This is a genomic window from Kitasatospora sp. NPDC018058 (genome assembly GCF_044327205.1).
GTDB lineage: Bacteria > Actinomycetota > Actinomycetes > Streptomycetales > Streptomycetaceae > Kitasatospora.
The window spans coordinates 194,735-214,366 of the sequence record NZ_JBIRFA010000012.1 but is presented as its reverse complement, the minus strand read 5'-3'; the positions used below and the strand labels follow the sequence as shown (position 1 = coordinate 214,366).

The window sequence follows — 19,632 nt, the reverse complement described above, 5'->3', positions numbered from 1 at the left end:
TCCACGGGACGCGGGCCCTTCCGCGTTCCGGTACCCGTTCTCTTTCGCGTTCCCGATCGTGCCCTGTGCGCCTTCCCGGGGTACCGGGGCCTGAAGCTGTCCATGACCAAGGATGAGGCGCTGGCCTCCGGCGCGCTGGAGACCGATCCGGTCTCGCTGCTCAACGGCTGCACCGACTTCGCGTACAAGGGCGGACCGGCGCCGGACCCGGTGCGGATGGCGGCCGAGGCGGACGCCCGGGCCAAGTCCGACCGGGCGACGGCCAAGATGGACGAGATCAAGGCGAAGATGAAGGCGCCCGAGACGCTGCCGCCGGGCGCCTCGGCGCTGACGGCCGACACCGACGAGTCGCCCGCGCCCGCGCAGGGCCGCGCGGGCGCGGGCGACGCCCTCGGACGTGACGGCCGCGCCGGTGCCGACCGCCAGGGTTCTGCCGCCGGGGCCCGCCCATGAGGGGCGCGTTCACCGGCTGTGTCGCTGACCGCTCAGCGCGAGGCGGCGCGTTGGAGGGCGCTGGCGAGGAGGGCGAGGTCGGTGGGGCCGTTGCCGAGCTCGCGGACCGGGCGGCGGGCGGGCGGGGCACCGAGTTGGAGCGGGTCTATCGCGACCACGGTGGGCCGCAGGGTGGCGGTGCGGGGGATGCGGCCGCTGATCCGGGCGGTCTGGAAGGCGGTGACCCCGCCGTCGGGCCGGCGCAGGTAGCCGCGGCCGGGGGTGTCCTCCGGGATGGCGGCCGCGTCGCCGAGGTGGATCAGCAGGTCGGAGTCGGCCGGGTCCTCGGTGCGCAGGGCGATCCGGAGCAGGGCGGCCTCGTCGACCTCGGTGCCGGCGCTCTCCTCCGGGCGGCCGGTGGCGACCGCGAGGTGGATGCCGAGCGGGCCGCCGCGCCGGGCGACGGCGGCGAGCGCGCGGGCCAGCGGGCGGCCGGCCGGCGAGGTGGGGGAGAGCAGGTCGTCGTAGTCGTCGACCACGACGACCAGCCGGGCCGGGGCCGGGTGGGCTGGGGCGGCGGCCGGCCGGGCGTCGGAGGCGCTGCGCGGCGGGATGATCCGCGCGCCGCCGGTCGAGGCGGCACCGACCGTGGCGGGCACCGGGATCTGCGGGCGGTCCGCGCCCAGGCCCCGGTCGTCCAGGCCGCGTCCGTCCAGGCTGTGCCCGTCCAAGATGCGCGCCGCGTGCCAGGCGGCGAAGTCCAGCCCGCCGAACAGCCGCTCCCGCAGGGCGAGTTCGTCCTCCAGCGCCTCGGCCGTGAGCAGTGCGGCGCGCGGGTCGGAGGCGGCGTTGACCCGCCCGGTGACGTGCGGCAGCTCGGTGCAGCCGTCCAGGCCGTCCTGCCCGTCCGCGGCGGCCCGGCCCTCGATGAGGGTGACGGCCAGGCGCTCGGGCCGTTCGGAGACGGCGAGCGAGGCGACCAGGGTGCGCAGCAGTTCGGTCTTGCCGGAGCCGCGCGCGCCGCCGATCAGCAGGTGCGGGCCGCCCGGGTCGGGGGAGGGGAGGGCGAGTTCGGGGTCGGCCAGGTCGAGGGTGCACAGCTCGTCCCGGGTGGTGCCGAGCAGCGCGCCGGCCGCGCCGATGCCGCCGGCGTGGGCGGCCCAACGGGCGGACAGCTTGGCCGGGGTGACGGTGTCGAGCTGGAGCAGGTCGAGCAGCCGCAGCGCGTCCGGCAGCGGGCCGCGGGCGGCCGGGGTGGCCTCGCGCAGCGGGGCGAGGACGCGGGCGAGCCGCTCGGCCCAGGCGTCGGAGACGGCGTCCAGCGAGACCTCGTGCAGGGTCTCGCGGCCGCGGGCGACCGGGCGGTCGATGGAGAGGTGGGTGCCGACCTCGCCGGTGATCAGCGCGGTGGCGCCGAGGCCCCGGGGGAGCAGCTCGGGCTGCTCGGCGAGGCAGATCGGGAAGATGCCGACCGCCGGGCCCTGCCGCAGCAGCAGGTCGAGCGCGTGCCGGGCGGCCTCGGTGGCCGGGCGGCCGTCCACCACGACCACGGTGGCGGGGTGGCCGCCGAGGCCGGCCGGGCCGCTGAGCCGGGTGGTGAGTTCGGTCAGCCGGGAGGTGGCCTGTTCGTCGTCGAGGCCGAGCAGCAGTCGGCAGTCCTGGCCGTCGGCGGGGCGCAGGTGGGGCAGCCAGAGCGCCCAGGCCCAGGTGTCGACGCGTTCCTCGGGGCTGCGGGCCGGGTCGGCGTCGACCACGACCAGGCTCAGCCCGGTCGGCGGGTGCAGCGCGGCGAGTTGGGCGACGACGGCGCGGGTGAGCGCGTCCAGGCGCTCGCGGGGGCCGCTGAGGCCGAGGCTGCCGGCGGTCTGCAGGTCGAGGGTGACCGGGACGGCGGGCAGCATGGTGCCGGGCGTGGTGCCGGGGCCGCCGGGGCGGTCGGCGGTGCCCAGGCGCAGGGTGAGCGCGTCGGGGTGGCCGGGACCGCGTTCCCAGAGCCGGGGGCCGGGGCCGACGGCGTTGAGCAGCACGGTGGCGAGGTCGGGCCAGCGCTCGCGCTGGGCGGCGGCCTGGCGCAGCCGTACCGCGGCGTGGTGGCGCTCGGCGCTCTCCTCGGGCGGTTCGGCGGTGCGGCCGGACAACAGGGAGAACAGGCCGAGGCCGCGTCCGTGGGTGGGCTCGGGGGCGGTGGGCGGCTCGATCACGGGTGGTGCGGGCCGGACCGGGCCGGGGGCGGCGAGCTGGAGGTGGCCGTTGCCGTCGGGCAGGGCGGCGCGGGCGGGTTCCCCGGCCGGTTCGAAGACCTGCAGGGTGGACTCGCCGATCCGCAGCAGGGCGCCGTTCTCCAGCGGGACGGCGGCTTCGGCCGGGGCGGGCGGGACGATCCGGCCGTCCAGGGTGGTGCCGTTGGTGGAGCCGAGGTCGCGGACGGCGATCCGGCCGTCCTCGCCGAGGTGCAGGGCGAGGTGCAGCCGGGAGACGTCCGGGTCGTCGAGCGGGACGTCGGCCTCGCCGGAGCGGCCGATCCGGATCTCCCGGCCGTGCAGTCGGTGCACGCCGCCGGCGTCCGGGCCGCCGACCACCCGCAGCTCGGCGGCGGGGGTGTCGTCGGGGTCGTCGGCGGTCGGGTCGGGCTCGTTGAGGCTGAGGACGGCTCCGTCGAGCAGCGGGGGGTGGCCGAGCAGGGTGTGCTCGTCCACCCGGTGCGCCCCGGCGTACAAGTGCACGTGGGTGGCGGCCCGCGGTCCGCGCACGCCCACGGCGCCCGCGAGCGCGCCCGCGATGGCGCCGAGCGCGGTGCCGACGGGCGCGGTGACCAGCACGTCCACGTAGGGGATGGCGGAGCCGGCGGCGGTCGGGCCGCTGCGCGGTCGGAGGACGGTCAGCCGGATCTGCATCTCGCCCGCGGGTCCCTTCTGCTGGTGTGATGCCTGGTACCGCTGCCACGTGTCGTCGCGGTCGCACCGGGCGGTCGCGTCGACCCTTTGGGCCACATGAGTGGCGAGTGTCCATCCTGCCATCCGGCGTGGACGGTCCGCGCACGGTACCGGATTTGACGATCTTGCGATCATCGCCATGGTGGAGGCGACGGAGAGTCAGGTCAACCGCAGCCGCGACGACGCCGCGACGGCCCCGGCCAGCGGCTCCGGCCGGTCCCCCGGGGAGCGTCCGGGAAGTCCCCTAGGGGATGTCCCCCAACCCTGCTCGGGTGGTCTGCCGACCACCTCAAAAACCTGAACGGACACGGTTAGAGTGGCCGCAAACACGGGCCCGGCAGGCTCACCGCACCGGCGGAGGAGCGCCCCGCGCGGGCGGCACGGCGAGGAGTGCGACAGGTGCGGCCAGTCGGCAGCAAATATCTGCTTGAGGAGACCCTGGGACGGGGTGCCACCGGGACCGTCTGGCGCGGCCTGGTGCGTCCGGACGTCCAGGTGCCGGGCAGTGAGCCCGGGCAGCAGGTGGCGATCAAGGTGCTGCGCGAGGAACTGGCGGCCGACCCGGACGTCGTGATGCGCTTCCTGCGCGAGCGCTCGCTACTGCTGCGGCTGACCCACCCGAACATCGTCCGGGTCCGTGACCTGGTCGTCGAGGGCGAGCTGCTGGCCCTGGTGATGGACCTGGTGGAGGGCCCGGACCTGGCCCGCTACCTGCGCGCCAACGGCCCCTTCAGCCCGATCGCGGGCGCTCTGCTGATGGCCCAGGTCGCCGACGCACTGGCGGCCAGCCACGCGGACGGGATCGTCCACCGCGACCTCAAGCCGGCCAACGTGCTGCTCGCCTCCGTCCTGGTGGACGGCACCGAGCAGATGCACCCGATGCTGACCGACTTCGGCATCGCCCGGCTCGCCGACTCCCCGGGGGTCACCCGCACCCACGAGTTCGTCGGCACCCCCGCGTACGTCGCGCCGGAGTCCGCCGAGGGCCGCCCGCAGACCTCCGCGGTGGACGTCTACGGCGCCGGGATCATGCTGTACGAGCTGGTCACCGGCCGCCAGCCGTTCCAGGGCGACAGCGCACTGGCCGTCCTCCAGGCCCACCTGTCGCAGGAGCCGCAGCGGCCCAGCACCATGCCCGAGCCGGTCTGGACGGTGATCGAGCGCTGCCTGCGCAAGGACCCGGCCCAGCGGCCGAGCGCCACCTCGCTGGCCCGCGCGCTGCGGGTGGTCGCGGCCGGGGTCGGCGTGCACGCCTCCCCGGCGGCGGTGGACGAGGCGCTCGCGGTCGCCGCCCTGCTGCTGCCGGACCCGCAGCCGACCACCGCGCCCGGCACCGTGCCGGCCGCACCCGGGGCCGGCGCCGAGGACCGCACCCAGGTGCTGCCCCCGCCCCCGGGCGGCCCGCAGTACGACCCGGCCGGGGCGACCCGGGTGATGGGCACCCAGCCGCCGCCCGCGCCCCCGTACGGCACCCAGGACCGCACCCAGGTGATGCCGCCCACCGCCGTGCCCCCGCCCGGAGCGCCCGCCGCGCCGCAGGAGGAGGCGCCGCACCCGTGGCAGACCCAGCTGCGCGCGGCGCGCGACCGCAACCAGCAGACCCAGGTCGGCTACTTCGGCCCCGAGGACTTCGAGGAGCCGCAGGTCGCCCCGCCGCCCTACCAGGCCGGACCGGGGGGCCAGGCCGGCCAGGGCGCGCCCGGCTACCAGCCGCAGCCGCCGGCCGGCTACCGCCCGGACCAGCGCCGCCAGGGCCCGCCGCCCGGCTACGTCCAGCGCCCGCCGGTCGCCCCGCCGCCCTACCGGAGCGGACAGGGAGGCCAGGGCGGCCGAAACGACCAGGGCGGCCCCGGCGCGCAGGGCGGCTACCGGCAGCCGCCGGCCGGGTACGGTCAGCCACCGGGTGGCTACCCGCCGCCCCCGCCCGCCCCGGTTCCGCGCCGGGCCGAGCCGCCCGCGCCGCAGTACCGGGAGCCCCCGCAGCGCCGCGAGGAGCCGCCCGCGCCGCCCCGGCGCGAGCCCGCCCCGCCGCGCGAGCGCCGTCCGCGCAGCCGCAACCGGATGTACATCCCGGGGCTCGGCTGCCTCAAGGGCTGTCTGATGGTGCTGCTGGTGCTGGCCCTGGCCGGCATCGCGTTGTGGAAGTTCACCCCGCTGCCGCACTACTGGGACAACGTCGTCGGCTGGTTCGACTCGGCGCGGGACTGGGTGAACAGCGTCTTCGGCGCATAGCCGCGGATCGCCTCCGGGGCGGCAGGATTGACGCTTTGTCGATAATTCACGAGATTTCCCGCCCCGGAGTCCCGCCCCGGGGCCGTCAGGCGGCCCGCACGGGGGGTCGGGGCGCGTAGGTTGGTCGCTGTTGTCCCGCCCCACCGAGCGCGCCCGGACCCCCGGAGCGCTCCCGCGCCGCCCACGGAGCAGCATTGGCACGCAAGATCGGCAGCCGGTACACCGTCCACCAGGTGATCGGCCGGGGTTCGGCCGGTACGGTCTGGCTCGGCGAGGGGCCGGACGGTCCGGTGGCGGTCAAGCTGCTGCGCGAGGACCTCGCCGCCGACCAGGTGCTGGTCGGCCGCTTCGTCCAGGAACGCACCGCGCTGACCAGCCTCGACCACCCCCGGGTGGTCGGCGTGCGCGACATGGTGGTGGACGGCAGCGACCTCGCCCTGGTGATGGAGCTGGTCCAGGGCACCGACCTGCGCTCCCGCCTGGAGCGGGACGGCGCCCTCCCACCGCAGACCGCCGCCTCGATCATCGCCGACGTCGCCGACGGCCTGGCCGCCGCGCACGCGGCCGGGATCGTCCACCGCGACGTCAAGCCGGAGAACGTCCTGCTCGACCTCGCCGCCGCCCCCGGCCCCGGGGGCGCCCCGCGCGCCAAGCTCACCGACTTCGGCGTGGCCCGCCTGGTCGACGCCCCGCGCCGGACCCGGGCCACCCGGATCATCGGCACCCCCGACTACCTCGCCCCCGAGATCATCGAGGGCCTGGAACCGCGCGCCGCCGTCGACATCTACGCCCTCGCCACCGTGCTCTACGAGCTGCTGGCCGGCTTCACCCCGTTCGGCGGCGGCCACACCGGCGCGGTGCTGCGCCGGCACGTCACCGAGCAGGTGCCGCCGATCCCCGGCCTGCCGGACGGGCTGTGGCGGATCATCTCGGAGTGCCTGGCCAAGGCCCCGGCCTCCCGGCTGCGCGCCGCGGAGCTGGCCGCCCGGCTGCGCGAGCAGCTGCCCTCGCTGGCCGGTCTGCCGGTGCTGGCGGTGCCCTCCCAGGGCCGCGCCCCGGCCGAGGAGCAGCTGACCCCCGGCGAGGCCGTCTACGCCGAGATCGACGCCGGCCCGGGCACCCACAAGCGGCGCCGCGGCCCGGCCGTTCCGCTGGTGCCCGGTGTCGCCCCGGACTCCACCCGGGACACCCACACCAGCCTGCGCCGCCCCTCGGCCGACGAGCTGGCCGCGTACGCGGCCGAGTCGCGCGCCCAGCGCGCCGCCCCGGGCCACCGCCGGGACCGCCAGGCCCTGCTGCGCCGCCGCCGGCTGCTGGCCGTGCTGCTGGCCACCGTCCTGCTGCTGGCGGGCGCCGCCGCGGCCTGGACGGCCTTCGCGACCACCGGGCCGGACCGCGGCCACCCGGCCCGCCCGGCCGTGCACAGCACCGCCCCGCGGGCCCCGTAGGGCCGGTCTCCCGGGTTTCGTCCGGATCGGGCAAGGGCCGGGAGGGCGGCTCCGACCCCGGGCGAACCGGGGGTGTCGTCATGACCACTCCCGGAACCATTACCCTGGGGGGCGTGGCAGCCGTCGATCCTTCCGAAGAGCTCAAGAACCTCGATACGACCATGGGGTCGATCGAGGCCGTCCTCGACCTGGACAAGATCCGGGCCGACATCGCGGTCCTGGAGGAGGAGGCAGCCGCCCCCACCCTGTGGGACGACGTCGCGAACGCGCAGAAGGTGACCAGCCGGCTCTCCTTCCTCCAGGGTGAACTGCGCCGGGTCGAGGGCCTGCGCGGCCGCATCGACGACCTGGGTGTGCTGTTCGAGCTGGCCGAGGCCGAGGACGACGCGGAGACCCGCGCCGAGGCCGAGGTCGAGCTGGTGGCCGTCAAGAAGGCGGTCGAGGAGCTGGAGGTCCGCACCCTCCTGTCCGGCGAGTACGACGCCCGCGAGGCGCTGATCAACATCCGTGCCGAGGCCGGTGGCGTCGACGCCGCCGACTTCGCCGAGCAGCTGATGCGCATGTACCTGCGCTGGGCCGAGCGGCACGGGTACCCCACCGAGGTGTACGACACCTCGTACGCCGAAGAGGCCGGCATCAAGTCCGCGACCTTCACCGTGAAGGCGCCGTACGCCTACGGCACCCTCTCGGTCGAGCAGGGCACCCACCGTCTGGTCCGCATCTCGCCGTTCGACAACCAGGGCCGCCGGCAGACCTCCTTCGCCGGTGTCGAGGTGCTCCCGGTCGTCGAGCAGGCCGACCACGTCGACATCGACGAGGGCGAGCTGCGGGTGGACGTCTACCGCGCCTCCGGCCCCGGCGGCCAGGGCGTCAACACCACCGACTCGGCGGTGCGCATCACGCACATCCCGACCGGCATCGTGGTCTCCTGCCAGAACGAGCGCTCGCAGATCCAGAACAAGGCGTCCGCGATGAACGTCCTCCAGGCCAAGCTGCTCGAGCGGCGCCGCCAGGAGGAGAAGGCGGCGATGGACGCGCTCAAGGACAGCGGCAGCTCCTGGGGCAACCAGATGCGCTCCTACGTGCTGCACCCGTACCAGATGGTCAAGGACGTCCGCACGGCGTTCGAGGCCGGTAACCCGCAGTCGGTGCTGGACGGCGACATCGACGGCTTCATCGAGGCCGGCATCCGGTGGCGCAAGCAACGCGAGACCAGCGCCGAGTAAGCACCCGGACACGGAGAAGGCCCCCGACCGCAGTGGTCGGGGGCCTTTCCGTCACGTCTCGTCGGTTCTCAGGCCAGCGCCTGCCGCGCGATCAGCGCCACCGCGAGCAGACCGGCCAGCAGGGCCAGCAGCATCGCGGGGGAGAGCGTGGCGAACGGCCCCTGCTGCTCCTGCAGCCGGGCCCGGTTGGCGCGGCACACCGGGCACCGCCCGTCGCTGACGCGGCCGTTGCAGTTGGCGCACACCAGATGGTCGCACGTCATGCGATCTCCTCCTCGCTGCTACAGCCAACGCACCGGACGGGGCTTTGGTTCCTTTTCCTGCCCTGTACGGGGGAGCGGCCGAACACGGTCGCCACCTCCACTCTGCCAGGTTCTGGCGCTTCCGGCTCCCGGGCTGTGAGATGGCTCGCAATATTCAGGGCATAACCGGACATTCTCCCCCAGATTTCGACCGCCGTCCTGGACCGACCCTGCGGGCCGGTCGCCGATTCGCGTATGGTCCCAGACCGGGAGCGGCCCTCCGCGCTCCCTTCGCCCGCCCCTGGACCGGGCCTCCGGGGTGGACCGACCGAGGACTGGCGCCGCCTAGGATGGCCTCCGTGATGCAGCCGTGATCAGATTCGACAACGTCTCCAAGACCTATCCCAAGCAGAACCGTCCCGCCCTGGACAACGTCTCGCTGGAGATCGAGAAGGGTGAGTTCGTCTTCCTGGTCGGCTCGTCCGGCTCGGGCAAGTCCACGTTCCTGCGCCTGTGCCTGCGCGAGGAGCGCCCCAGCACCGGTGCGGTGCACGTGCTGGGCAAGGACCTCGGCAAGCTGTCCAACTGGAAGGTGCCGCACATGCGCCGCCAGCTGGGCACCGTCTTCCAGGACTTCCGCCTGCTGCCGAACAAGACGGTCGCGCAGAACGTCGCCTTCGCCCTGGAGGTGATCGGCAAGCCCAAGAGCGCCATCAACAAGGTGGTGCCCGAGGTGCTGGAGCTGGTCGGCCTCGGCGGCAAGGAGGACCGCATGCCGGGCGAGCTGTCCGGTGGTGAGCAGCAGCGAGTGGCGATCGCCCGCGCCTTCGTGAACCGCCCGATGCTGCTCATCGCGGACGAGCCCACCGGTAACCTCGACCCGCAGAACTCGGTCGGCATCATGAAGCTGCTCGACCGCATCAACCGCACCGGCACCACGGTGCTGATGGCCACCCACGACCAGGCCATCGTCGACCAGATGCGCAAGCGAGTCATCGAACTCGACAAGGGGCTGCTCGTCCGCGACCAGGCCCGCGGCGTCTACGGGTACCAGCACTGACCCCCCAGCGCTGACCCGTAGGGCCGTCGGCCCGGACGCCAGACCGAGCAGTACCGACCCTGGAGTTGTATCCCGCATGCGTGCCCAGTTCGTCCTGTCGGAGATCGGTGTGGGTCTCCGACGCAACCTGACCATGACCATCGCGGTCGTCGTCAGTGTCGCGCTCTCCCTCGCCCTCGCCGGTTCCTCGCTCCTGGTCCGCGACCAGGTGAACTCCATGAAGGGGTACTGGTACGACAAGGTCGAGGTGAGCATCTACTTCTGCACCAAGGCGGATGCCCGCAACTCGCCGCAGTGCGACAAGGGCGCGGCCACCGACCAGCAGGTCCAGGACATCAAGGACCAGCTGGACAAGATGAGTTCGGTGGTCCAGTCGTCCACCTACGAGAGCTCCGCCGACGCGTACAAGCACTGGAAGGAGATGAACCCGGAGAACCCGCTCATCTCCGTCCTGGGCGCGGACGCCATGCCGCAGTCCTGGCGGGTCAAGCTCAACGACCCGACCAAGTACGACGTCATCCAGAGCGCCTTCGCCGGCAAGCCCGGCGTCAAGTCGGTCGAGGACCAGCGGAAGATCCTGGAGAACCTCTTCGGCCTGCTCAACGGTCTCCAGACGGCGGCCTTCGTGATCATGGTGCTGATGCTCTTCGTCGCGTTGCTGCTGATCGTCAACACCGTCCGGGTGTCGGCGTTCAGCAGGCGGCGCGAGACAGGCATCATGCGCCTGGTCGGTGCCTCGAACTTCTACGTCCAGATGCCGTTCATCGCCGAGGCCGCGTTCGCCGCGCTGCTGGGTGCGGTGATGGCCTCGGGGCTGCTGCTCGGCGGGCACTTCTTCGTCCAGCACTGGCTGGCCGACCGGGTGCAGTTCATCCACTTCATCGGTCTGAGCTCGGTGCTCGCGGTGATCCCGCTGCTGGTCGTGGTGGGTATGGGCATGGCCGGCATCGCGGCGTTCTTCACGCTGCGCAAGTACCTCAAGGTCTGATCCCCATCGGGTGCTTCGGCCCCGGACGGCACTGCGCCGTCCGGGGCCGTCGCCGTTTCGTGGTCCGTCGTTCCGGCCCGCCGCGCGCGATGCGGTGTCTACACTCCGGTCCATGCCGCAAACTCCGCGCAGGGCACGTCAGGTGGCCGCCCTCAGCCTGGTGTTCGGTGCCGTGCTGCTCGCGGGCGCCGCCACCGGCGCCTGGGGCGACCCGAGCGCGCCTTCGCGCCGCGCCTCCGCCGACCTCGCCCCGGCCGCCGCCGGGCTCCCGGCGGACCCGGCGGGCACCGCGCTGTCCGAGCAGCAGGCCGAGCACCTGCTCGCGGCCGGCGGCGACCGCTGGGGCGCGTACTACAGCGCCCGGGAGTACGCCGAGTTCAGCCAGGGCCTGGACGGCCGCTACCTGGGCGTCGGCCTCTCGGTCGGCCGCGGCGAGGACGGCGTCACCACGGTCTCCCAGGTCACCCCGGCCGGACCGGCCGCCGAGGCCGGGATCGCCCCCGGCGACCGGCTGCTGCGGATCGACCAGGACCAGGCCGACCGGCTGCCGGTCACCGAGGTGGTCGCCCGGCTGCGAGGGCAGGGCGGCGAGCGCGGCGTCGGCTCCGAGGTCACCCTGGCCGTCCGGCGCGGCGACGGGCAGGTGCGCGAACTGCGGCTGCGGCGCGTGCTGCTGGACAGCCAGCAGGTCACCGCCGAGCGGCTGGACGAGGCGGACCTGCGGATCACCGTCCGGGCCTTCACCAGCGGCGTGGCCGAGCAGGTGCGCACCGCGCTGCGCGCCCCGCACACCGGCGTGGTGCTCGATCTGCGCGGCAACTCCGGCGGGTTGGTGGACGAGGCGGTCGGCACCGCCGGGGTCTTCCTGGACGGCGGGGCGGTCGGCTCGTACCAGGAGCGCGGCGAGAAGCGGGAGCTGACCGCCCCGTCGGGCGGCGACCAGCGCACCCCGCTGGTGGTGCTGGTGGACGGCGGCACGATGAGCGCCGCCGAACTGCTCGCCGGGGCCCTGCAGGACCGCAGCCGCGCCGTGGTGGTGGGCTCCCGGACCTTCGGCAAGGGCACCGTCCAGCAGCCCAGCAGACTCGCCGACGGCGCGGTGCTGGAGATGACCGTCGGCCGCTACTACACCCCGGCCGGCCGCTCGCTGGACGGCACCGGCCTCGCCCCGGACGTCCCGGCCGCGGTCGGCGAGGACGCCGACGCGCTGGCCCTGCGCGTCCTCGCCGGGCTCGGCACCCGGGCCTGAGGCCCGCCGACGCCCCGCCGACACCCGCCGACGCCGCGCCGGCATCCGTCCGCACCCCGCGCCCGCGCCTAAAGCAGCTGCCCGATCCGGCGTCGAAGTGCGAGAATGACCGCGCTATGGCAAAGGAAACCGGACAGAAGCTGATCGCGCAGAACAAGAAGGCGCGACACGAGTACACGATCCTCGACACCTACGAGTGCGGCCTCGTACTCACCGGCACCGAGGTGAAGTCACTGCGCGAGGGGCGGGCCAACCTGGTCGACGGCTACGCCTACATCCAGAACCACGAGGCGTGGATCGACAACGTCTTCATCCCCGAGTACACCCAGGGGACGTGGACCAACCACGCGGCCCGGCGCAAGCGCAAGCTGCTGCTGCACAAGCTGGAGATCCGCAAGATCGAGACCAAGGTCCGCGACGCGGGCCACACCCTGGTCCCGCTCTCGCTGTACTTCAAGGACGGCCGGGTCAAGCTCGAACTCGCGCTCGCGGTCGGCAAGAAGTTGTACGACAAGCGCCAGACGCTGCGCGAGAAGCAGGACACCCGCGAGACGGCGCGTGCCGTGGCCGCGGCTCGACGGCGCCAGGGTTAATCCGCTGGACCCTCGCCCGTCGCCTCGCGTACTATGGCGCCAGCAACACGGACGGTCACCGTCCGAGCTGTTTCTCAATAAAACATGGGGATGATCGGTTTCGACAGGGGATGTTGAAACAGGGGAAGCGAGCCGAGGAACGCGGCAATGATCTCGTTAACCACGTGTCGCAAAAAAATAATCGCCAACTCTAAGCGCGATTCCCAGCAGTTCGCTCTCGCTGCCTAATAAGCACCGATAGCGCTTGGGTGTCAGACCGGGGAGTTCCCGACCCGGACCCTGGCATAATCTAGGGAACTCAACCGTCCGCCCGGGCTGCGGGGGTGGATGGGAAATCAAACAGCAGCTGGGCCTGTTGGCGGCTTGTCCGTGTGACCGCCAGGGCCGAGAAAAGCACAGCGGACTGCGCTCGGAGAAGCCCTGAATTAACTCCACTGGACCCGGGTTCGATTCCCGGCATCTCCACCACCCCATGTTCACACCGAAGGCCGTCCACCGCTCCGCGCGGAGGGCGGCCTTCGGATTTTTTACGATCCCGGTGAGGCGCGGCGGCCCACCCGGGCGTAGGATCATCCGTCCGCTCGTTTTCCGGAGCCGGATTCCGTCGCAACCCCCGAGGCCATGCAGAGCAACACGGACACCACCCCCACCGCCGACCACGAGACCGTCCGCGAGCGCGAGATCGCCGGTGAACAGCAGCACCTCGACACCGTCTACCACCGGCTGGAGGAGAAGCTCGCCGAGGCCGAGTACATCCTGGAGGACGCCGCCAAGCGGGTTCACGTCGGCACCCCCGGCGCGCTCGCCGAGCGTGACGCCCAGGTCTACCGGGCCGGCGCCCACCTCCAGCGACTCAACAACGAGTTCGAGGACTTCCTCTTCGGCCGGATCGACCTCCAGCGGGCGGACGCCCCGGAGGAGCACGGCATCCCGTCCGACACCCCGCTGGACCCGGCCGACCCGGCCGTCGCCGAGACCCTCCACATCGGCCGCCTGGGCGTGCTGGACGCCGAGTACGGCCCGCTGGTGATCGACTGGCGGGCGCCCGCCGCCGCGCCGTTCTACCGCGCCACCCCGGTCGAGCCGGGCCGGGTGATCCGCCGCCGGGTGATCCGTTCCAAGGGGCGCAAGGTGATCGGTGTCGAGGACGACCTGCTGCGCCCCGACCTCACCCCCACTCTGGACGGCCGGGAGCTCGCCGTGGTCGGCGACGGTGCGCTGATGGCCTCGCTCGGCCGCGCCCGCAGCCACTCGATGCGCGACATCGTCTCCTCGATCCAGAAGGAGCAGGACGAGGTGATCCGCGCCGCCGCGGCCGGTGCCACCCTCGTCACCGGCGGCCCCGGCACCGGCAAGACCGCGGTCGCCCTGCACCGTGCCGCCTACCTGCTCTACCAGGACCGACGCCGCTACGCCGGGGGCATCCTGGTGGTCTCGCCGACCCCGCTGCTGGTCTCCTACACCGAGGGCGTGCTGCCCTCGCTCGGCGAGGAGGGCCAGGTCGCCATCCGCGCGGTCGGCTCGCTGGTCGACGGCATCGAGGCCGGCACCTACGACACCCCGGCGGCGGCCCGGGTCAAGGGCTCGGCCCGGATGACGCAGCTGCTGCGCCGGGCCGCCCGGGCGGCGCTGGAGCTGGGCGCCCCGCAGGAGCTCAAGGTGGTGGCCCGCGGCGAGGTGCTGAAGCTGGACGCGGGTCGGCTGAAGGCCGTCCGCGGCAACGTCGTGGGCTCCGGCGGCACCCCGCTGAACCTGCTGCGCCCGCGCGCCCGCCGGCTGCTGCTGGACGCCCTGTGGCAGGAGGTCGTCAAGCACCTGCCCAAGCCCACCGACCACTACGCGCGTGAGCAGCGCCAGGAGGAGAAGGAGTCCTTCGACGAGTACGTCTCGGACGAGGCGCCGTTCCTGGACTTCCTGGACGCCTGGTGGCCGGCCCTGACCCCGCGCCGGGTGCTCGGCACGCTCAAGCAGAGCCGGCACATCAACCGGATCGCCCGCCGCGCCGTCACCCCGGACGAGGCGAGGCTGCTGGCCGCCTCCTGGCGCCACCTGTCCCCGGAGGGCGGGGGCGCGCTGTCCGCGCACGACGTCGCGCTGGTGGACGAGCTGCAGGTGCTGCTCGGCGAGCCGGCCCGGCCGAAGGTCCGCGAGGTGGACGCGGTGGACCTGCTGAGCGGCCTGGAGGAGGTCACCACCTTCGCCGACCGCAGCGCCCGCCAGCGCGACCGCCAGCCGGTCGAGCGCAAGGAGTACGCGCACGTCATCGTGGACGAGGCGCAGGACCTCACCCCGATGCAGTGGCGGATGATCGGCCGCCGGGCCCGGATGGCTACCTGGACGATCGTCGGCGACCCGGCGCAGTCCTCCTGGCCGTTCCCGCAGGAGGCCCAGGCCGCGCTGGACGAGGTGCTCTCCGGCAAGCCGCGCCGCCGCTTCACGCTGACCGTCAACTACCGCAACCCGGCCGAGATCGCCGAGGTCGCGGCCAAGGTGCTGGCGCTGGCCGCGCCGGGCACGCCCTCGCCGAGCGCGGTGCGCCGGGTCGGCGTGGAGCCGCGCTTCGCGGCCGTCGCCGACCCCTCGCCGGAGGCCTTCGGCAAGGCCGCCAGGGCCGAGCTGGAGCGGCTGCTGGGCGAGGTGGACGGCACCGTGGCGATCGTGGTGCCGATGGACCGCCGGGCGGAGGCGGCCGGCTGGGTCGAGGGCCTGGGCGAGCGCGTGGCGGTGCTGGGCAGCCTGGAGGCCAAGGGCCTGGAGTATGACGCGACGGTGGTCGCCGACCCGACCGGCATCGCCGGTGAGTCGGAGGCCGGTCTGCGGGTGCTGTACGTGGCGCTGACCCGGGCGACCCAGCGGCTGACCGTGCTGTCCGGCCCGGACGACCTGCCGGACGCGGCTGGCGTGCCCGCGCTGCTGCACGGCTGACCCGGACCAATGCGAAGGCCCCTCACCGACGGTGAGGGGCCTTCAGACGTTTACGACACCGACCCGCCATGCTCGCCTCGCGGCAAGTGGTCCCTCGAAGGGACGAAGGTTGGGCCCGGGGGCTTGGATCGAGCCGGTGTCCCGTCCAATGTAACGCATCGGCCCGGAGAGGCAAGGAGTGGACGGGGAAAGACCTCGGGCGGCGGGTCGGGGTTGTCGGATCCGCACACTCAATGAACGTTATTTCTGGCTACCCCTTGGTAGGTGCGACGATCGAGGTCTAGCATGCGCAGGCGATGCCTTCAACAAAATGTTGAGCCTGCGGGACAGACGGAAGAAGGAAGCGTCGATGGCGACGGTGCCCAGTGTCTCCAACTCGATCACGGTGCGACTGGAGGTCCCGGCCCGCGGCAACGCGGTCAGCGCGATCACCACGGCCGTGGAGTCCTCCGGTGGATCGGTGACCGGCCTCGACGTCACCGCGTCCGGCCTGGAGGCGCTGCGGATCGACGTGACCGTGGCGGCCACCTCGGTCGCGCACGGCGAGGAGATCGTCGAGAAGCTGCGGGCGATCGACGGCGTGTCGATCGGCAAGGTCTCGGACCGCACCTTCCTGATGCACCTCGGCGGCAAGATCGAGATGTCCTCGAAGCTGCCGATCCGCAACCGTGACGACCTGTCCATGATCTACACCCCGGGTGTCGCCCGGGTCTGCATGGCGATCGCCGAGAACCCCGAGGACGCCCGCCGTCTCACCATCAAGCGCAACAGCGTCGCGGTGGTCACCGACGGCTCGGCGGTGCTGGGCCTCGGCAACATCGGCCCGGCGGCCGCGCTGCCCGTCATGGAGGGCAAGGCGGCCCTGTTCAAGCGCTTCGCCGGGATCGACGCCTGGCCGATCTGCCTGGACACCCAGGACACCGACGAGATCGTGGCCATCGTCAAGGCGATCGCCCCGGGCTTCGCCGGCATCAACCTGGAGGACATCTCCGCGCCGCGCTGCTTCGAGATCGAGGCCCGGCTGCGCGAGGCCCTGGACATCCCGGTCTTCCACGACGACCAGCACGGCACCGCGATCGTGGTGCTGGCCGCCCTCACCAACGCGCTGAAGGTGGTCGGCAAGGAGATCGGCGACATCCGCGTGGTGATGTCGGGCGCCGGCGCCGCCGGTACCGCGATCCTCAAGCTGCTGCTGGCGGCCGGTGTCGAGCACGCCACCGTGGCGGACGTTCACGGTGTGGTCCACCAGGGCCGTGAGGACCTCAACGACAGCCTGCGCTGGATCGCCGAGCACACCAACCGCTCGGCCCGCACCGGCAGCCTCAAGGAGGCCGTGGCGGGCGCCGACGTCTTCATCGGCGTCTCGGCCCCGAACGTGCTGGACGGCGACGACCTGGCCACCATGGCCGAGGACGCGATCGTCTTCGCGCTGGCCAACCCGGACCCGGAGGTCGACCCGAACGTCGCCCGCCAGACCGCCGCCGTGGTCGCCACCGGCCGCAGCGACTTCCCGAACCAGATCAACAACGTGCTGGTCTTCCCGGGCGTCTTCCGCGGCCTGCTGGACGCCCAGAGCCGTACGGTCAACACCGAGATGATGATCGCCGCCGCCCGGGCGCTGGCCACCACCGTGGCCGACGACGAGCTGAACGCCAACTACATCATCCCGAGCGTCTTCCACAAGGACGTCGCCAAGACCGTCGCTTCCGCGGTGCGCGAGGCGGCCCTGGCCGGCGCCCAGGAGGCCCCGGTCCCGGCCCGCCCGACCCCCGGCATGGTCGGCACCCTCGACACCTCCGCCTTCCCCACCGTCAAGCTCTGACGGTCCGGCCCGACGACGTGTCGTCGATCGGCCAAATGTCCGATTAGCGGCCATAGTCGCCCGAGCGCGCCCCGAACCCTTGCGACACAAGGGCGAGGGGCGTGTTTGGGCTTGTCAGTCCTAGGGCGTACGGTAGCCCTGCACGGGGCAGGCGTGTCCGACAAGTACGGAACGTCCCCCTGGTCTTCCGGCGAGTCGTCCCGACCGCCGCCCGCGCCCGGTCCGCCGGAGCCGACGGAGCGTCACACCTCCAACGGGCGGGCGTTGTTCGGGTGGCCCGGCCGGGGCCCGATTGGCTTTCTCGGGGCCGGTCGGGGCAGGATTCGTTCCCAGGCAAGCGGGCGGGCCTTCGACGGCTCCGGCGTGCGGCATCGGGTGCGGACCCGGCCCGCGACCACGCATTGCCTGCATGAGCACAGTGTGCGGACCTGCGGCCCATCCGGGTGCCCCCCGGTGGGAGCACCGATGGGCCCCCGCACACCGCAAGCGAACAGACCACAGGAGTACACATGAACCGCAGTGAGCTGGTGGCCGCGCTGTCCGAGCGCGCCGAGGTGACCCGCAAGGACGCCGACGCCGTTCTGGCCGCCTTCGCCGAGATCGTCGGCGAGGTCGTCGCCAAGGGCGACGAGAAGGTCACCATCCCCGGTTTCCTGACCTTCGAGCGCACCCACCGCGCTGCCCGCACCGCCCGCAACCCGCAGACCGGTGAGCCGATCCAGATCGCGGCCGGCTACAGCGCCAAGGTGAGCGCCGGCTCCAAGCTGAAGGAAGCCGCCAAGGGCGCCTGAACCACCCCTTGAACGCCCGAGAGGCCGGGCTCCCCAGCGGGGAGCCCGGCCTCTCGCCGTACGGCCCGGTCGTCAGGCGTCGACCAGTTGCTCGCTGGGCAGCTCCACGTGGGCGCCCAGGTCGCGCAGCTTCTCCATGAAGTTCTCGTAGCCGCGGTTGATCAGGTCGATGCCGTGCACGGTCGAGGTGCCCTCGGCCGCCAGCGCCGCGATCAGGTACGAGAAGCCGCCGCGCAGGTCCGGGATGACCAGCTCGGCGCCGATCAGCTTGGACGGGCCGGAGACGACCGCGGAGTGCAGGAAGTTGCGCGCGCCGAAGCGGCACGGGGTGCCGCCAAGGCACTCGCGGTACAGCTGGATGTGCGCGCCCATCTGGTTGAGCGCGCCGGTGAAGCCCAGGCGCGACTCGTACACCGTCTCGTGCACGATGGAGAGCCCGGTGGCCTGGGTCAGCGCGACCACCAGCGGCTGCTGCCAGTCGGTCTGGAAGCCCGGGTGCACGTCGGTCTCCAGGGCGATCGCCTTGAGCTCGCCGCCCGGGTGCCAGAAGCGGATGCCCTCGTCGTCCACCTCGAAGGCGCCGCCGACCTTCCGGAAGGTGTTGAGGAAGGTCATCATCTCCAGCTGGCGGGCGCCGCGGACGTAGATGTCGCCCTTGGTGGCGAGCGCAGCGCAGGCCCAGGAGGCGGCCTCCAGGCGGTCCGGCAGGGCACGGTGGGTGTAGCCGCCCAGCTCGTCCACACCGGTGATCAGGATGGTGCGGTCGGTGCCCAGGGTGATGATCGCGCCCATCTTCTGCAGCACGCAGATCAGGTCGACGATCTCCGGCTCGATGGCCGCGTTGCGCAGCTCGGTGACGCCCTCGGCGAGGACGGCGGTGAGCAGCACCTGCTCGGTCGCGCCGACCGAGGGGTAGGGCAGCTCGATCTTGGTGCCGCGCAGCCGCTGCGGGGCGACCAGGTAGGTGCCCTGCGGGTGCTTCTCGATCGTGGCGCCGAACTGGCGCAGCACCTCGAAGTGGAAGTCGACCGGGCGGCCGCCGATGTCGCAGCCGCCCAGGCCCGGGATGAAGGCGTGGCCGAGGCGGTGCAGCAGCGGGCCGCAGAACAGGATCGGGATCCGCGAGGAGCCGGCGTGCGCGTCGATGTCGGCCACATTGGCGCTCTCGACGTGCGAGGGGTCGAGGATCAGCTCGCCGTCCTCGTCACCGGTGCGCACGGTCACACCGTGCAGCTGCAGCAGGCCGCGGACCACCTTGACGTCGCGGATGTCCGGGACGTTGCGCAGTCTGCTGGGGCCCTGGCCGAGGAGGGCGGCGACCATGGCCTTGGGGACCAGGTTCTTCGCACCGCGGACGCGGATCTCGCCTTCGAGCGGGTTTCCGCCGTGGACCAGCAGGACGTCGTCGGTCATCGTTCTCGCAATCCGGGGTGCCAGAGGAGTGGGACGGGCTCCGGTTCGGAGCCACTGGTGGACCGGTGGTTCGGGCGTACGGGCGCGCTCGGGCCCCCGGAGAATCCGAGTCGGCACCGTAGAGGGGCGTCCACCATCCGTAGATGGTAGTAGGCGTCCCGATGGTTCCCGTGAGCCTCTCCCGTGATGGTGCTCTCTCCCCGGTCCCTCCCGCCCGCCGATGCGGCCGTACGGGTGTTCGTTCGGCGTGGCGGGGTTTCGGGTGTTGCGGTGTCCGA

At 73.0% G+C, this 19,632-nt stretch carries 14 protein-coding genes and 1 other RNA gene; 12 read left to right on the top strand and 3 right to left on the bottom strand.

The window, feature by feature from the left end:
• The first annotated feature begins 102 nt into the window (after positions 1-102).
• Positions 103-453, top strand: a complete 351-nt coding sequence (locus ACH4E7_RS19410; RefSeq protein ID WP_396250238.1) for a hypothetical protein — start codon at positions 103-105, stop codon at positions 451-453.
• Between the two features lie 32 nt (positions 454-485).
• Here ACH4E7_RS19410 and ACH4E7_RS19405 read toward each other — a convergent pair whose 3' ends face one another.
• Positions 486-3,326: an FtsK/SpoIIIE domain-containing protein gene (locus tag ACH4E7_RS19405; protein WP_396250237.1), complete on the bottom strand. Its 2,841-nt coding sequence runs from the start codon at positions 3,324-3,326 to the stop codon at positions 486-488.
• A gap of 438 nt (positions 3,327-3,764) precedes the next feature.
• Here ACH4E7_RS19405 and ACH4E7_RS19400 point away from each other — a divergent pair, with 438 nt between their 5' ends.
• The 3 genes from ACH4E7_RS19400 (at position 3,765) to prfB (ending at position 8,271) form a co-directional block, all read left to right on the top strand.
• The gene (locus ACH4E7_RS19400; RefSeq protein WP_396250236.1) at positions 3,765-5,597 is read left to right on the top strand and encodes a protein kinase; all 1,833 of its coding nucleotides are present in this window, start codon (positions 3,765-3,767) and stop codon (positions 5,595-5,597) included.
• 194 nt (positions 5,598-5,791) lie between these two features.
• Complete coding sequence (locus ACH4E7_RS19395) at positions 5,792-7,045, top strand: serine/threonine-protein kinase (RefSeq protein WP_396250235.1); 1,254 nt, start codon at positions 5,792-5,794, stop codon at positions 7,043-7,045.
• Positions 7,046-7,158: 113 nt separating this feature from the next.
• Positions 7,159-8,271 carry a peptide chain release factor 2 gene (gene prfB / locus ACH4E7_RS19390; RefSeq protein ID WP_396250234.1) on the top strand — a complete coding sequence of 371 codons (1,113 nt, stop codon included), beginning with the start codon at positions 7,159-7,161 and terminating at the stop codon, positions 8,269-8,271.
• Between the two features lie 68 nt (positions 8,272-8,339).
• On the opposite strand, the gene ACH4E7_RS19385 is transcribed toward prfB, so the two are convergent.
• Positions 8,340-8,534, bottom strand: coding sequence for a hypothetical protein (locus ACH4E7_RS19385; RefSeq protein ID WP_396250233.1), 195 nt, complete (start codon positions 8,532-8,534; stop codon positions 8,340-8,342).
• A gap of 349 nt (positions 8,535-8,883) precedes the next feature.
• Between ACH4E7_RS19385 and ftsE the strand changes: the two genes are divergently transcribed.
• The 8 genes from ftsE (at position 8,884) to ACH4E7_RS19345 (ending at position 17,941) form a co-directional block, all read left to right on the top strand.
• Positions 8,884-9,573, top strand: coding sequence for a cell division ATP-binding protein FtsE (gene ftsE, locus ACH4E7_RS19380; RefSeq protein ID WP_030059730.1), 690 nt, complete (start codon positions 8,884-8,886; stop codon positions 9,571-9,573).
• A gap of 76 nt (positions 9,574-9,649) precedes the next feature.
• Positions 9,650-10,561 (top strand): permease-like cell division protein FtsX, encoded by a 912-nt coding sequence (ftsX, locus tag ACH4E7_RS19375; RefSeq protein ID WP_396250232.1) that lies wholly within the window; start codon positions 9,650-9,652, stop codon positions 10,559-10,561.
• A gap of 112 nt (positions 10,562-10,673) precedes the next feature.
• The gene (locus tag ACH4E7_RS19370) at positions 10,674-11,810 is read left to right on the top strand and encodes a S41 family peptidase (RefSeq protein WP_396250231.1); all 1,137 of its coding nucleotides are present in this window, start codon (positions 10,674-10,676) and stop codon (positions 11,808-11,810) included.
• Between the two features lie 116 nt (positions 11,811-11,926).
• A complete protein-coding gene (gene smpB / locus ACH4E7_RS19365) occupies positions 11,927-12,403 on the top strand; it encodes an SsrA-binding protein SmpB (protein WP_045695776.1) in 477 nt (158 codons plus the stop codon).
• Positions 12,404-12,489: 86 nt separating this feature from the next.
• Positions 12,490-12,871: a transfer-messenger RNA gene (gene ssrA, locus ACH4E7_RS19360) on the top strand.
• Between the two features lie 153 nt (positions 12,872-13,024).
• Positions 13,025-15,328, top strand: a complete 2,304-nt coding sequence (locus ACH4E7_RS19355) for a HelD family protein (RefSeq protein WP_396250230.1) — start codon at positions 13,025-13,027, stop codon at positions 15,326-15,328.
• Between the two features lie 349 nt (positions 15,329-15,677).
• Entirely contained in the window at positions 15,678-17,150 is a 1,473-nt protein-coding gene (locus tag ACH4E7_RS19350; protein ID WP_396250229.1) for an NAD-dependent malic enzyme, read from the top strand.
• Between the two features lie 509 nt (positions 17,151-17,659).
• Positions 17,660-17,941 carry an HU family DNA-binding protein gene (locus ACH4E7_RS19345; RefSeq protein ID WP_030059737.1) on the top strand — a complete coding sequence of 94 codons (282 nt, stop codon included), beginning with the start codon at positions 17,660-17,662 and terminating at the stop codon, positions 17,939-17,941.
• Between the two features lie 72 nt (positions 17,942-18,013).
• On the opposite strand, the gene murA is transcribed toward ACH4E7_RS19345, so the two are convergent.
• Positions 18,014-19,354 (bottom strand): UDP-N-acetylglucosamine 1-carboxyvinyltransferase, encoded by a 1,341-nt coding sequence (murA, locus tag ACH4E7_RS19340; protein WP_030283988.1) that lies wholly within the window; start codon positions 19,352-19,354, stop codon positions 18,014-18,016.
• Positions 19,355-19,632: the final 278 nt, after the last annotated feature.